The organism is Lactiplantibacillus daowaiensis (assembly GCF_005405085.1).
Classification (GTDB): Bacteria; Bacillota; Bacilli; order Lactobacillales; family Lactobacillaceae; genus Lactiplantibacillus; species Lactiplantibacillus daowaiensis.
Genome location: NZ_BJDJ01000036.1, coordinates 1 through 14,580, shown reverse-complemented (window position 1 = coordinate 14,580; position 14,580 = coordinate 1). Strand labels below are relative to the sequence as shown.

At 44.8% G+C, this 14,580-nt stretch carries 17 protein-coding genes; 14 read left to right on the top strand and 3 right to left on the bottom strand.

The features are described 5' to 3' along the window. Positions 1 to 252 precede the first annotated feature (252 nt). Complete coding sequence (locus FFM75_RS13735; RefSeq protein WP_137629731.1) at positions 253 to 513, top strand: DUF2187 domain-containing protein; 261 nt, start codon at positions 253 to 255, stop codon at positions 511 to 513. Between the two features lie 171 nt (positions 514 to 684). Then, positions 685 to 2,094, top strand: a complete 1,410-nt coding sequence (locus FFM75_RS13730; protein ID WP_137629730.1) for an MFS transporter — start codon at positions 685 to 687, stop codon at positions 2,092 to 2,094. A 38-nt stretch (positions 2,095 to 2,132) separates the two neighbouring features. Here FFM75_RS13730 and FFM75_RS13725 read toward each other — a convergent pair whose 3' ends face one another. Then, complete coding sequence (locus FFM75_RS13725) at positions 2,133 to 3,032, bottom strand: metal ABC transporter solute-binding protein, Zn/Mn family (protein ID WP_137629729.1); 900 nt, start codon at positions 3,030 to 3,032, stop codon at positions 2,133 to 2,135. 174 nt (positions 3,033 to 3,206) lie between these two features. On the opposite strand from FFM75_RS13725, the gene FFM75_RS13720 reads away from it, so the two are divergent. The 8 genes from FFM75_RS13720 to FFM75_RS13685 all read left to right on the top strand — a co-directional run bounded on the left by FFM75_RS13720 (position 3,207) and on the right by FFM75_RS13685 (position 8,941). Then, positions 3,207 to 3,737 carry a CvpA family protein gene (locus FFM75_RS13720; protein WP_137629728.1) on the top strand — a complete coding sequence of 177 codons (531 nt, stop codon included), beginning with the start codon at positions 3,207 to 3,209 and terminating at the stop codon, positions 3,735 to 3,737. Positions 3,738 to 3,888: 151 nt separating this feature from the next. Next, the gene (gene folB, locus FFM75_RS13715) at positions 3,889 to 4,257 is read left to right on the top strand and encodes a dihydroneopterin aldolase (RefSeq protein ID WP_137629727.1); all 369 of its coding nucleotides are present in this window, start codon (positions 3,889 to 3,891) and stop codon (positions 4,255 to 4,257) included. Continuing rightward, entirely contained in the window at positions 4,247 to 4,756 is a 510-nt protein-coding gene (folK, locus tag FFM75_RS13710) for a 2-amino-4-hydroxy-6-hydroxymethyldihydropteridine diphosphokinase (RefSeq protein ID WP_137629726.1), read from the top strand. Before folB ends, folK begins: the two co-directional genes overlap by 11 nt. Further along, positions 4,749 to 5,318, top strand: a complete 570-nt coding sequence (gene folE, locus FFM75_RS13705) for a GTP cyclohydrolase I FolE (protein WP_137629734.1) — start codon at positions 4,749 to 4,751, stop codon at positions 5,316 to 5,318. The genes folK and folE overlap by 8 nt, the downstream gene beginning before the upstream one ends. Before the next feature lie 10 nt (positions 5,319 to 5,328). Beyond that, positions 5,329 to 6,663, top strand: a complete 1,335-nt coding sequence (locus FFM75_RS13700) for a bifunctional folylpolyglutamate synthase/dihydrofolate synthase (RefSeq protein ID WP_223876693.1) — start codon at positions 5,329 to 5,331, stop codon at positions 6,661 to 6,663. Then, positions 6,656 to 7,258 carry a non-canonical purine NTP pyrophosphatase gene (locus tag FFM75_RS13695; RefSeq protein ID WP_137629725.1) on the top strand — a complete coding sequence of 201 codons (603 nt, stop codon included), beginning with the start codon at positions 6,656 to 6,658 and terminating at the stop codon, positions 7,256 to 7,258. Before FFM75_RS13700 ends, FFM75_RS13695 begins: the two co-directional genes overlap by 8 nt. An 11-nt stretch (positions 7,259 to 7,269) precedes the next feature. Continuing rightward, the gene (gene folP / locus FFM75_RS13690) at positions 7,270 to 8,421 is read left to right on the top strand and encodes a dihydropteroate synthase (RefSeq protein WP_137629724.1); all 1,152 of its coding nucleotides are present in this window, start codon (positions 7,270 to 7,272) and stop codon (positions 8,419 to 8,421) included. After that, positions 8,390 to 8,941 carry a DNA-3-methyladenine glycosylase I gene (locus FFM75_RS13685; RefSeq protein ID WP_171001517.1) on the top strand — a complete coding sequence of 184 codons (552 nt, stop codon included), beginning with the start codon at positions 8,390 to 8,392 and terminating at the stop codon, positions 8,939 to 8,941. The genes folP and FFM75_RS13685 overlap by 32 nt, the downstream gene beginning before the upstream one ends. A 128-nt stretch (positions 8,942 to 9,069) precedes the next feature. On the opposite strand, the gene FFM75_RS13680 is transcribed toward FFM75_RS13685, so the two are convergent. Continuing rightward, a complete protein-coding gene (locus FFM75_RS13680) occupies positions 9,070 to 9,957 on the bottom strand; it encodes a cation diffusion facilitator family transporter (protein WP_137629723.1) in 888 nt (295 codons plus the stop codon). A 137-nt stretch (positions 9,958 to 10,094) separates the two neighbouring features. Here FFM75_RS13680 and FFM75_RS13675 point away from each other — a divergent pair, with 137 nt between their 5' ends. Together FFM75_RS13675 and FFM75_RS13670 are read left to right on the top strand one after the other, a co-directional pair. Next, positions 10,095 to 10,436 (top strand): ArsR/SmtB family transcription factor, encoded by a 342-nt coding sequence (locus FFM75_RS13675; RefSeq protein WP_137629722.1) that lies wholly within the window; start codon positions 10,095 to 10,097, stop codon positions 10,434 to 10,436. A gap of 134 nt (positions 10,437 to 10,570) precedes the next feature. Next, positions 10,571 to 11,302, top strand: coding sequence for an SDR family oxidoreductase (locus tag FFM75_RS13670; protein ID WP_137629721.1), 732 nt, complete (start codon positions 10,571 to 10,573; stop codon positions 11,300 to 11,302). A 36-nt stretch (positions 11,303 to 11,338) separates the two neighbouring features. On the opposite strand, the gene FFM75_RS13665 is transcribed toward FFM75_RS13670, so the two are convergent. Continuing rightward, a complete protein-coding gene (locus FFM75_RS13665; RefSeq protein WP_223876692.1) occupies positions 11,339 to 12,031 on the bottom strand; it encodes an N-acetylmuramoyl-L-alanine amidase in 693 nt (230 codons plus the stop codon). A gap of 240 nt (positions 12,032 to 12,271) precedes the next feature. On the opposite strand from FFM75_RS13665, the gene trhA reads away from it, so the two are divergent. Then, positions 12,272 to 12,910, top strand: a complete 639-nt coding sequence (gene trhA, locus FFM75_RS13660) for a PAQR family membrane homeostasis protein TrhA (protein ID WP_137629719.1) — start codon at positions 12,272 to 12,274, stop codon at positions 12,908 to 12,910. 226 nt (positions 12,911 to 13,136) lie between these two features. After that, positions 13,137 to 14,531: a BspA family leucine-rich repeat surface protein gene (locus FFM75_RS13655; RefSeq protein WP_137629718.1), complete on the top strand. Its 1,395-nt coding sequence runs from the start codon at positions 13,137 to 13,139 to the stop codon at positions 14,529 to 14,531. Positions 14,532 to 14,580 lie beyond the last annotated feature (49 nt).

Sequence of the window (14,580 nt, the reverse complement as noted above, 5' to 3'; positions counted from 1 at the left end):
GAAGTCAAGCTTCTTAGCGCCGATAGTAGTTGGGGGATCGCTCCCTGCGAGGGTAGGACGTTGCCATGCAAACTAGAAGGAATCGAGCAATCGATTCCTTTTTTTGTGTTGTTTTTTCAGTTAAAGAGTATCAACGTTAGCTTAATGACTTAACGTTTAACTTAAAATTAGCCTATTCCTGAGTGCAATAATTGTTATTCCCGACATTCCGTGCTATGTTATTAGCATATTTTATGAAGTGGAGTGATAGTAATGGCAAAAATTGCTGTGGGGGATCGGGTCAAGTGCCAAAAGAACGGTAATACCGATTATGATTTTTATGCTAAAGTCGAAAAGATTTACGAGAACTCCGCCTACGTTACAATCACGCATTATGACGTCCGTGATGATATTAACGTGGCCGAATTACAATATCGTGCGGTGATTGCCTTAAACAAGATGACGATCGTCCATGAGAGTGATTTAAAGGCGACTAAACTTGAAAAAGTCAGTGCGGCCATGCTCGCTGAATAATTATTGAAAATAAGACCGCGTTAATGTGTCCACGACGATGATGAAAGTTGTGGCTGCATTAACGCGTTTTTTTCGTTTTAATAGTTCATATCTGTACATTTACCCTTAAAATGGTTAAAATAGTAACTGTTAGGTAATAATTATTCTAAAGTGAGAAAAGGGGAATTTTTGATGGATACAACGCAACCTACGTTGTCTGGTCGACGGCGGTTCTGGTTCATCTTCACATTATTGACAGGTACTTGGACAATGTCGATTAGTCAATCGTCATTATCGACGGTCTATCCGACGTTTATGCGTGACTTTGGTATTTCTGCGTCAACCGTTCAATGGCTGACGACTGGCTTTATGTTGACAATGGTTGTCATGATGCCAATTAGTCCATGGCTATTAAATAATATTGGTTTCAAGAAATTATTTTTAACGGTCCTAGTCTTATTTGATGTTGGGTCAATTATTATTTATTTTGCCCCATCATTTACGATTATGATGATTGGTCGATTAATTAAAGCCGCGGCGGTTGGGGTCTTATTCCCATCGTATCAATCGATTTTACTAACGATTACACCTGAAGAAGATCGGGGCTCAACTATGGGCGTGGCTGGCTTAGTGATGGGTTCAGCACTAGCTAGTGGCCCAATTATTTCTGGGGTGGTATTAAAATTTACGGACTGGCACGGGTTATTCTTAGTCTTTATTACGGTGGCCACGATTCTGATTTTATTGAGCTTTGCGACGATCCAAGATGTCATGGTCAGCAAACCATCTAAATTAGATGTGATTTCAATTGTGATGTTACTTGGCTTTGCGGGTATTTTGTATGTCGTTAATGAAATCGGTAAAGCCAATGTCAACTGGACACTAGCTGGTGCGCTATTAATCGTTTCAATCTTAGCGGTGGCTTACTTCACGTATCGCCAGTTTCATTTAACGACCCCGTTACTGGAATTGCGGGTACTTAAAACAGTTAATTATGACTTAGCTATTTTCTTAACGGCGATTTCGTATATTGCTTTAATTGTAGTCACGATTGTCTTTCCACTCTACTATCAAGGTATCTTAAAAGTCTCGCCATTTATTTCTGGGATGTCCTTAGTACCAGGCGCGGTCTTCCTAAGTATTTTGAATCCGTTGACTGGGAAGCTAGCAGAAAAGCTGGGTTACAAGCAGATCATGCTCATTGGGATGGGGATGATCGTGGTCGGCTGGTTAGTCTTAACCTTAATCAGCACGCAGTTAAACTTGTTGACGATGATTTTAATTGCAGCCTTAATTGAAGGTGGGAATGCCTTTGTCATGATGCCAGCGGTCACCTTGGGGGCTAACTCATTGCCAAACCAATTGATTTCACATGGGACTGCTGTCATTACGACCGTGCGGCAAATTCTAGGGTCTGCTGGGGTGGCAGTTGCAACGTTGATCTTATCAAACGTCACAGCGTCACAATTAAAGGCCGGCGTACCGACTTTAACGGCCAACTTACATGGTTATCACGCCGTTTTTCTAACCATGCTAGGAGTTGAAATCGTCGGGTTTATCTTAGCGTTAGGCTTACGAGATGAACGGCAGACGACGAAATAAGGCAAATAAAAATGGTGAATCATTGCGATTCACCATTTTTATTTAGCTTGTTTTTGAATTTTGGCTAACTGTTGATATTGTGCTAGCATCCAACTCGTATAGGTTTGATGTGCGGGTAAGGTTTCAGTGACCTTCAAAACTGGCACGTGATAACGATGGGCCAGTTTTACCATGTTATCAACGATGTTACTGTCAGATTGCGTATTTTCGACGAAAAAAGCAATTCGATGGTGCTTGATATCAGACTGCATTTGCTTGATATCTTTTGGTGAGGGGTCAGAACCTTCTTCAATGGCCATGGCAAAATGGTTATTACTGATTTTATACCCTAAAGCCTTAAGCGAATAATCAAAGACGGGTTCACTGACAGCGACTTTTTGGCCGCGCGCATTTTGTTTGAGTTGTTTGATGATCTTAGTTAAAGGTTTTAAACTAGCTTGATATTGCTCAGCTTGGGTTAAAAAGTATTGGCGATGCTCAGGTTGGATGGCGGCCAATTGCTTGGCAATCGCAGTGGCTAACTTGGGCATGGTTGTGGGATCATACCAAACATGTTCATTAGCCCCGTCAGCTTTATGAGCGACGTCGCTGCCGACATTGATGACGCGCGCGCCCTTCGCTTTATTGGCGGTTAATTTGCTCATCCAGCCATCGTAGCCTAGTCCGTTATAAATGATGAGTGCGGCGTCACTCGCTTGCTTAGCGGTTTGAACAGTGGCTTCAAAATCATGGGGGTCAATACTTGGGCGGTTAATAACCGCCGTGACTTGACCGTACTTACCGGCGACTTGTTTGGCCGTCTCACCGTAGAAGTTTAGACTCGTGATAATTTTGATCTTACCGCTTTTAGTGGTCGTTGCCGGATCAGCACATCCAGTTAGTAGCGTACCCACACCTAATATCAGGCCTAGGCCGAGTAAAAATTGCTTGAAACGCATGTCAAAGCTCCGTTCTTATTAAATGGTAATAATTACTGTTTAACTTTAACGAAATTCAATCGGGAAGTCAAGCAACCAACTGACTCTCTAAATAATCATTAATTTTAACGCAGCACGCTAGGGAATCCACGGATGACCTGGTAAAATGAGGCTACGCTATAAGGGGGTCTATCGATGATTTTTACCATTGTGATTTTAATACTGCTCGTGTCGGCGTTGTTCCGTGGTTTTCATCGCGGTTTTGTGATTGAAATCCTCCATTTAGTTGGCACGGTCGCCGTTTTGATTTTTGCCCGGTTGCTATATCAGCCTTTGGGCAGTACCATCACGAGTCTATTAACGAGTTTAAAATTAATTAATCAAAGTACAGTTAGTACGTTAGTCGTTAATTTAGTGGCGTTCTTCATTTTAACGTCATTAGGTTGGGCTGTTGTTCGGATGCTAGGTCGAATCTCACGCACGATTACTTGGTTACCAGTTATTAAACAAGTTAACAGTGTGGCTGGTGGGGCCGTATCGTTTGTGCTCAGTTACTTGGTCATCTTTGTCGTCTTATCACTAGCCAATTTAGTGCAAACCGACTTTATCCAGACCCAAATGAGCCAGTCACCAGTGGCGACCTTTATTGTTAAGCAAACACCTGGTTTGACTAGTCAATATTTGGGTAATATCTTTAAGTTTGAAACGGGCACCCAAAATTCATAATCAGAACGCGAATCTTCATTACTGAAGGTTCGTATTTTTTTGGCTAATTCCAAACGTTTGACTGGTTAATTAGCGAGATTTGTCGGATTACTACCATTAAATGGGATCTTCATGCTATTATGGTAGTTAAAAACAGCGAAGAGGGATACTTATGGGAATGATTCGGATCAATAATTTGCGGGTCCATACCTTTAACGGGGTGTTACCAGAAGAACGCCGCAATGGGCAACAATTGGCATTAGATATTGCAATTAAGTACCCGATTGAAACCAAAGTTTTACATGATGATGTACATGAAACCATTAACTATGCGGAAGTGCGGGCTGCGGTCGATACGTTTGTTACCACGCACTCGTACAAATTAATTGAGTCATTGGCAAATCACTTGTTGACCACATTATTGACCCAGTTTCCAACGGTCGATGCGATCAACTTAAAGATTCGCAAATACAGTGTGCCAATGCCCGGTATCTTTGATGATGTGGAGATTGAAGTGGAGGGCACGCCCGATGCCAAGTGAGGAACGGGTTTATTTGAGCATTGGATCGAATATCCATCCGCGCGTCAAAAATATTGAAACCGCGTTAACTCAATTGAAAACGTGGCCGGCGATTACGGTCGTGGCGATTTCCAATTGGTATGAGACCGAACCGTGGGGCAAGCGGGACCAAGCCAACTTTTATAATGTGTCGGTTGCATTAACGACCACCTTAACGCCAGCCGCGTTGCTAACCGTTTTGCATCAAATCGAGCAAGGCTTGCATCGCCAACGCTTGGTACATTGGGGACCACGGACGATTGATTTGGATATTATCTTTTGGGGTGCCCGAAAACTAGATACGGCGACCTTGCAAGTCCCACATCCCCATGCGTCGGAACGGAATTTTGTGTTATTACCAACTGCTGAGATTGCTGCCGATGACCCAATCGTGGGGCCACAAGTACAAACGATGCTGGCAGCGAATCAAGATTCAAGTTGGATTAAAAAAGTAGGAAATGTGAGTGAGCAAAATGATTGATGAAAGTAAGCAGGCTAAGATTCGCCATGCTGTCCGCGAGATACTAGATGCGATTGGTGAAGATCCTGATCGCCCTGGGTTGGTTGAAACCCCCGATCGGGTCGCTAGAATGTATGCCGAAGTATTTGCAACTAAGACGGCCGCACCGTTTGATAATTACAAGCTATTTAAGGTGACTGATCCAACTGAGATGGTTTTATTAAAAGACATCCCGTTTTATTCGATGTGTGAACATCATTTATTGCCGTTCTTTGGGACGGTGCAAGTGGCGTATGTCCCACAACATGACCAAGTCATTGGGCTTAGTAAGATTCCACGGTTGATCGATTATTGCAGCCAACAACCTAACGTTCAAGAACGGTTAACGGTGATGATTGCCAAGGAATTACAACGGATTTTGGACCCAGCTGGCATTGCAGTTTCGATTACAGCGCGGCATATGTGTATGGAAATGCGCGGCGTTAGCAAACCGGGTGTTCAAACGGAAAGTAGTTATTACAGTGGTCAATTCCGAGCAGACTTAGACTTAAAACGTGAATTTTTACAACGAATTGCAAAGTAGGTGAGCAAACGTGGACACGATTACGGCAAGGTATACGCAATTATTGGCGCAATTAAATCAAGCCATGTTAGTGACTGAAGCTAATCGGGTGCCTTTATTACGCCGTATTATGCGGCATTTAAATCAGCCTGATCGTCATTTTCATGTGATTCATATTGCCGGCACCAATGGCAAAGGCTCAACGGGCGCGATGCTGGCAGCTGTCTTACAAGCGCAAGGCTATCATGTGGGCCGGTTTAGTAGTCCGGCGATCAATGATGCCCGCGAGCAATTACAAGTTGATGGTCGCTGGATCAAACCCGCTGAATTTATCGACACGTATCAAGAAATCGTGCCAGTATTAACGAATATGGGCCTGCAAGCAGCCGATGTGTCAGTGTTTGAATGGTTCTTCTTGATCGGGATGGTGTGGTTTCGAAACGTGGGGGCCGATTGGGCTATCGTTGAAGCCGGGCTTGGTGGCCAATACGATGCAACCAATGCACTGGCGGGGCCACAAGTCACGGTCTTTACGAAGATTGCGTTAGATCATACGCGCATTTTGGGCAGTACCATTGAGGCGATCGCCCATAATAAGGCGAAGATCATTAAGCCGAAAACAACGGTCGTCACGTTGGCCGATCAAGCCCCAGCCGCGCGCGCGGTATTGCAAGCTGAAGCCGCCAATCAAGGGGTCGCGTTAGTTACCCCGGCAGCCCTAAAGACCCAAGTGGTACACCGAGATATTACGGGTACGACGGTCAATATTCACAGTCAGTTATATGACTGGTCACAACTGACGCTAGGCTTAGTTGGTGACTATCAGTTGCAAAACTTGAGTCTGGCGCTGGCCGTGATTGCGGTCTTACAGCGCCAACTCGTCACGATTAGTGAAACGGCGGTTAAGACCGGTTTGGCGCATGTCCGAGTGCCGGGGCGCTTCACCATTTTGCAACGGTCACCATTAATGATTGCTGATGGCGCCCACAATCCAGATGGGATGCAGGCTTTAGTGCATAGTGTGCAAACTTTATTGCCTCAACGGCCAATCGTCTGGGTCGTCGGCGTCTTGCGAGATAAAGCGTATGAGCAGATGTTACAACAGCTAGTGCCGGCTGCTCAAGTCGTGATTACCAATACGCCAGCTAATCCTGAACGGGCGTTGTCAGCCGAGGCGTTAGCCGCTGAGGCCAAGACGATGACGACTGCCGGTCAGCCTAGAGTACTTGCAGCGCCAGATATTCAGGCCGCGATCACGTTAGCAAAAACACAAGTTGCGGCAAATGGGGCCATTGCTATTGCAGGTTCCTTTTACGTGATGCGTGAATTACAGCAAGCGGGTTGGCCGGTGTTTGCCCATGACTAATACTTGGTTGATCGCATCCAATAATCGTGGTAAAAGCCAGGACTTAGCCGCTTGTTTGGCCTATTATGGCTTGACGGCGGTCCAATATACAGACGTTGCCGACCGCTTGACGTTTCCAGCTGAAACGACGACGAGTTATGTGGACAATGCAGTCATAAAAGCGCAATATGCCGCCCAACACCTGCAACGGGCAGTTATTGCTGATGATAGTGGGATTGAATTACCCGCGTTACCAGCAGCTTACGGGGTAACTACGGCGCGTGATCTAGGTGTAGCAGTCAGTGGTTATGATCGCAACCAAGCGTTACTGGCAGCTTTGGCGGACACGCCGTTAGCCAATCGCCAAGCAACGATGCGGGCCACTTTGGCGGCTGCGTGGCCAGATGGGACGGTTGTCACGGCGCAAGCGACGATTCAAGGTTATTTAGCCCGCCATCAAATTGGCCAGTATTCAGGCGGCTTTGATCGGCTCTTTTGGTTACCGAGATTCGGCCGGACGTTAGCTGAACTACCCGATAGTTGGCGGCTACCGTTAACTCATCGCGGTCAAGCCGCGGCTCAATTATGTCAACAATTGCAACTTAAGAAAGGTTAGGTGAATCACTGATGTTTGTTCAAGATATTACCAGTACGTTTGCCCAAGCACGAGATTTTACGAGTCAAGCTTTAACAGCGCAGCTCAATCGTCAACAACAAGTGGTTTTGCGGTTTAGCCAATATACCCGTGAGCAACAAGTGAAGTTGACCCAACTATGTCAACAACTTGACGGGATCGTCCAAGCGAGTCCAGAAACGTTGACCGTCTTACTCACTCAGGCGGCAGCACGCCAAATGACTGCACATTGGGCGCAAGTCTTTCAACAACAGGCAATGGTTCAAAGCCAACTCACACAAATTATGAAACAATACGATGTTTTTTGGCAGGCCGGTGACCATCGCTTTAACTTGACGCAACGGCCATTGATTTATGGCATTATGAATATTACGCCGGATTCGTTTTATGATGGTGGCCGTTATGAAACGATGGATGATGTCTTGGCACATGTCGATGAGATGTTACAAGCGGGCGCTGACGTCATTGAAGTTAATGGGCAAACAACGCGCCCAGGTTTTACTGAAGTGACACCAGAAGTTGAATTGGACCGAACACTACCTTATATTCGAGCCATCAAACAACATTTCCCAGAAGCGGTCTTGGCGATCGATACGTATAAGTATCCGGTCATGCAAGCTGTCGTGACTGAAGGCGTCAGCATTATTAACGATGTGAATGCCTTTACGGATGATCCACGTAAGTTGCGATTGATGGCTGATAGTCGCGTGGGGTTACTCACGATGCATAGTAGTCGGGACCAAGAGTATCATGATTTAACGAGTAGCATGCGGCAGTTCTTTGAACAAAACTTAGCTGATTTGACGCGTGCAGGGATTGATCTCGAACGGATTGCCCTGGACCAAGGCATTGGCTATTCAAAAGTAGCGCATGGCGAACAAGACTATGTGATGATGCGCAATATCGATGAATTTAATTATTTGAAACGGCCAATGATGGTCGCCATTTCGCGGAAAGGTTATCTCGGGTTATTACTCGGGCTGAAAAAAGAAGATCGCTTGCAAATGACCTTAGTCACTGAAGCCGCGATGATGTTAAAAGGCGGCCGGATTTTACGTGTTCATGATGTGGCTGAAACTAAGCAATTGATCACCTTGCTTAGTCGGATTGAAAATGGCTACTGGTTGGCAACGAACAATGATTAGTCCGACTGATTTTGATGATTTTACGAGTGCGGGGCCAGCGGATTATGACGCTTACTTTGGCACGCCGACGCATGATGACCACGTGTTATTTGAGTTATTAGTGGTCGGTATTTTACAAGTTGGCTTAAGTTGGCAGGCAGCGGCTAGTCAGTTACCGAAGCTGCGCCAACATATGGCTGGATTACGACTTGAACAAGTGGCGGGATTTGATGAACCTGATTGGGAACGCTTGATGCAAACGCCTGGTGTGATGCATAATGGTCGTAAATTACGGGCCATTATCACCGATGCACGGGCCATAATTCAATTACAACGTGAGTATGGCAGCTTTAGTGCTTATTTGTGGGCGTTTGTCGATGCGACCCCGCTACTGATGCCAGCACCTGATGATGAGTTGCCAACGCAGTCGCCACTAGGTGCTCGAGTTGCTAAAGATTTACACCGTCACGGCTTTACATTTGTAGGCCCAGTAGTGACGCATATGTTTTTACTGGCTGCGGGGATTATCAAGTTAAATTAAAAAGCGTGATACAACCCGCTTTTGATGCCATGTGCTAGCAATAAAGATAGGATCAATTAAAAATAGTCTTCTTATGAAAGTTCTGAATTTCATAAGAAGACTATTTCGAATTATGAGCCCAATGCTGTTTAAATCGAGTTATCAGTGGTTTCGTAGTCGACCTTCCCCAGTTCGATTTGAATCGTGATATGCGTTAGTGGAAAGTGGGCGCTAAGGTCTTTATTCAGGCGTTCTAAAAAGGCATTGTTGTCAGTTAGCGTCGAGCGACAAAGATGCACCGTCATTGCGGTCTCGGTCGTGCTCATACCCCAAATGTGTAAGTCATGGACGGAGTTAACGGTGGGTTGTGAGACTAAGTAGTCATAAATTGCGGTTTGGTCGACGTTATTCGGCACGGCTTCCAGTGAATAGTTCATGGCATCACGTAACAAGCCCCAAGTGCCAATCAAGATAATCACTGCAATAATGAGTGAAATAATGGGGTCTAACCAATACCAGCCGGTTTGTAAGATAATGAAACCAGCTAAGACAACGCCCACTGACACACCAGCATCAGCAGCCATATGCATGAAGGCGCCTTTGATGTTGAGATCATGTTTTTGACCTTTCATGAATAGCAGGGCGGTAAAGCCGTTAACTAAAATCCCAATGGCGGCCACAATGATGACATCCCATTCGGCGACGGGACCGGGATTGCTTAGTCGTTGGATCGCTTCGATGGAAATCGCGCCAATGGCGACAAGTAAAAAGACCGCATTAAATAAAGCGGCTAGAATTGAAGAACTTTTGTAACCGTATGTGTACTTGTCGTTGGCGCTTTTTTGTCCGAGCCACAAGGCAAGCCAAGAGATCAAGAGCCCTAAGACATCACTTAAGTTGTGGCCGGCATCGGCGACTAACGCTAGTGAGTTGCTGGATAGACCATAGCCAGCTTCAAGGACAATAAAAATTGAATTTAATAAGACGCCGATTTTAAAGGCGCTAGTTTGTTGTTTGATTTGGTGCGTATGTGCCATGAAAATCCCTACCTTCTCAGTTGAATTCGACCTTTGAATGGGTATAATTGATTTATGAATGAATGGACATATGAATGACTGTTCATGTGTATTGTAACACCTTTAATCAGGAACAACAATCGGAAAATGGAGTAATTATGAATCCAGAAATTGATCATCAAGCCATTGTGGCTAAATTGAGCCAGTTGATTCCCCAAGAGGCTGAACTTGGCCGGATTACGGCCATTTTTAAAGCGCTGGGGGACCCAACTCGGGCTCGCATCTTATATGCGTTAGGGGTTTCAAAACTAAGTGTGGGCGAACTTGCGACCGGTCTTAATTTAACCCAATCGAATATTTCACACCAGTTGGCGGTCTTACGTGACCTCAAATTAGTGGTTGGGACGCGGAGTGGTCGCAACGTGCACTATCAGTTAGCTGATAAACATATTATTAGTATTTTCCAACAAGTCGCAGCGCACGCTGAGGAAAATCGGTAATTATTGTGATTCGTCAATGGTGACGGGTCACTTTTTTGTTAGGACCTGTTTTATAGGCGTGAGTTAAATCCAAGTGAGTTATCAGATCTTGCGGTATGATAAGACTAATCTGTAACTATCGGAGGAAATGTAGGATGCAATTAAAACAACAACGAATTTTAATCGTTGGTGGGACGTCAGGTTTTGGTGAAGTGGTTGCCCAGCAAGCCTTAGCGGCCGGCGCCAACGTACATATTATTGGGCATACTCAAGCGCATGTCGATGCCGCGCTGCAACGGTTAAAGGCGACGGCAAATGCGGTGGCCGGTACGGCGTTGGATGCCCAAAACGCGTCGGCTTTAACGGCCTTTTTTGACCAAGCTGGCGAGTTTGATCACGTGGTGTCATTTTTAGGTGGGGCCATGGGTGGTGGCTTTCTCGATAATACCGTGGCAGCGATTCGCCAAGCCATTGAAGCCAAGTTTTTTGCCAATTTACAGTTGAGCAAAATTGCCGCCCGCTATTTGAAGGCGCAGGGGTCGTTGATTTTAACGTCTGGTGCCGGTGGTCATCCGTATGATGCGTCCGGCGCGATTATTGGCAATCAAGCTATCAATACGTTAGTTGAAGGACTAGCGGTTGAATTAGCGCCCAACTTTCGGGCGAATGCAGTCGCGCCAACTTGGACGCCCACCGGTTTATGGCGCGATTTGACTGCTGAACAAGTCCAACAACAAGCAACGGCCTTTAGTGCCGGGGTGCCGTTAAAACGGGTCGCGACCAAAACAGAGGTCGCATCAGCGTATCTTTATCTCATGCAAAATGACTTTGTCACCGGGCAAACCCTGCATGTTGATGGTGGGGTTGACCTAGGGGTAAACGGGTAAATTAAAAGCCGACAAAAATGTCGGCTTTTTTTGATACTATTTGATTTTTTCGTTCGCAATTGCTTCAACATAACCTTTAGCAATCTTGTCTAAGTTTTTATTGAGATGTTTAAAGTCAGCCTTATTCGTGATAAAGCCGGTTTCAATCAAACTGTAGTCAATCCCTCGTTTGCGCAAGACGTTACAGTTCCGTAGGTTAGTTCGGAAACTATAGCCATTGTATGCCGGATTTAGACCGACGTATTGTTTGATAACTTTGCGTAAGCGTACGTCACGAGCGGTTGGTTTGCGCTGATGGATGATGACATGACCACTATGGGCATAAGCACTGGTAGATGCGTCTAAATGAAACATAATAACAGTGGTACTTTTCTTGATCTTATAGGAACCTTTATGAAAGACCAAGGTATCCCGAACGATGTTGTGGCTAGGATTATAAATCGTCACGTTGCTCTTCTTAATCTTTTTGGCGTATTTAGCCAAATGTGGCATCAAGTGGTTGCGTAAATAAACGGCTTCACTAGTGCCGTTACCACGCGCGCCGGGATCACCAGCACCATGTCCCATGACCAATAAATAATGATGCTTAGCGGTTTTCTTTTTCGACGTCGTTTTTTTAGTCGTTGTCGTGGCTTTAGTGGTGGTTTGGGCATTGATCGTGGTTGGTTGACTCCAGGCGAGCCCACCACTTAGTGCACCGAATGCTAACAAGCTAACAAATCTTTTCAAAATAAGTCCTCCTTTAGTTCCCCATGGGCTCATTTTAGCAGATTTAAGCCCTGCAAAATTAGGTTCAATCAAAAACATTCCCATATGGAAATATTTGCTACAATGAGCGTGAAATTTCGTTAATGGGTTTGGATTAGCCTAAATTAGGAAATTTAACCATCTAGTTTTATAGACTAGGTGTATTGATATTAACATGATATGATGGTATGCTAGTATCAATGAAATTTAGAGGTGATTAACATGCAACAGCCATCACGGCGCTATCAAATAACCAATGAAGTTTTAAATTCCGTCACGCATGGGATCGGCTTAGTTCTAAGTATCGTTGGCTTTGTCTTTTTAATGCTTAAGGCTTATGAGGATGGGCGTGGCATTGAATGGGCCGCATTTATCATTTATGGGTGCTCATTGTTGGTGCTATATACGTGTTCGATGTTATTTCATGGGTTGTACTTTACACGCGCCCGGGAAGTCTTTCGAATTTTAGATCATAGCGGCGTCTACGTGTTAATCGCCGGCACTTACACGCCATTTAGTTTATTGGCGATTCGCGGGTGGCTTGGCTGGACGATTTTGCTGACGATTTGGGCGTTAGCGATTACCGGGATTACCGTTAATGCTGTCTGGCCGGGCCGGTTGAAAAAGATTGAAACGATTATTTATGTGTTGATGGGTTGGATGTGTTTGGCTGGTGGGCGCCAATTGTGGTTGAACCTAGGTGTGACGGGCTTTTGGTTGCTTGTTGCTGGTGGCGTGGCCTTTACCTTAGGGGCGCTACTGTATAGCTTTCCTCATATTAAGTATTTACACGTGATTTGGCACATCTTTGTGATGATTGGGACAGCATTAATGTACGTTTCGATTTTCTTTTACATTTAATGAAACTAATATAAAAGTTTAAAAGCAACTGGACAGCTAGATGGGATAAGCTGTTCAGTTGCTTTTTAGGTGTCGCGTGACTTAGTGACCGGGTAACTTTTTTAGCATGCTCAATTCGACGCAAGTATGTTAAACCAACTGAACGTGTATTATAATTAAGGCATTGATGTTTTATTAGTTATTAATTAATGATGTGAATAGTTATATTTGACATGGAGGAGTTCAAATGAAGCTAAAATCAGAGGGAAAATGTCATTATAAAATGTACAAAAAGGGACGTACATGGGTTTTTGCAGGGGTCTTAGTCTGTAGTTGGGCGATTAGTGATCAGTTGGCACAAGGCGCGACCGAGCCAACGCCCACTGAAACACCCACACAAACTACCGTTGCGGCGACGTCAGCGAGTAATCAAACCGCAACGCTAAAAACTAGTGGCACCGCACAAGCGGCAACGCCAGCTTCGACAACAAGCAATGCGACTAGTCCTGAAACGAGTGCTACTGACAATTCGACAGCACCAAGCGCTAACGACGATAACAAGGTACCGGCAACTGATGCAGAGACACCTAATGAGGATACGCCAGCTAGTGAAGCTAAATCGGCTGATAATGCTACTGTGCCTAGTCAGTCACCGGCACCACAGACCAACAGTGCCGGTGATACACCGCAACCGACCACATCAGTCGCTACTGATAGTAAGCCATCTCAAGCAGCAGCGCCAACACAACCAGTAACAACACAAGTTGAACAAGTCGCGCCCGCCAAGGTGGTGATCCCCGTTAGGACCAATAGCCGATTAAGTATGCTGAAAATGAAAGCGATTTCCGAATCAACGACGGATAATTTGACTACCGTGCAAGCGGCACCGACCGATGTGACTGGTCTAACCGAAATTCCAACCACGGCGATTGCTTCTGGACAATGTGGGACAAGTACTTGGTATATTGATCAAGGTGTATTGCATATTGGGACCGGGACTTTAGCAAAGCCAAAATGGGATTGGCCATGGCTAACGAATAAAACCGATATTTCTAAAGTGATATTTGATGGCGTGGTGGTTGCCCCTACTTCAACAGCAGGTATGTTTGACTATGTTCAGGCGACATTTGAGAATCTAAATAACTTAGACACAAAAAATGTGACGGATATGACAGAAATGTTTCAAGGTGGTGCTATCGGCGATATAGATATCAGTAGCTGGGACATTACAAATGTTGGTAATATGCATGGGATGTTTCTAGCGAGTCATCAATTAACATCAATTATTTTACCAACAGGTACACCCAAAAAACTATATGATGTCTCTTACTTACTTGATGAATGTGATCATCTGACTTCGGTGAAATTAAATGGGATTGATCTGAGTAAGGTGAAATCCAAAGATAGCCTTTTTGCCTATTGTTCTAGTTTAACAAGTTCAACAAGTTTTGATGTTGATGTTTTCAGAATCGGTGGCGGTAGTCATGACATGTTTAAAGGTTGTACAGGCCTGACTAGTTTAAATATTGAGCTACTTGATGATGGTTCTTATACCGAAGCCAATGGACTATTTAAAGATTGTACAAATTTGGAAACAATTAATTTTCTCAATGAAACTAGGGTCCGTCTTAAAACTACTTAAGTAAGATGCAAATTGAGGCAATGTAGACCGTAGCCAGATAAACATGAGC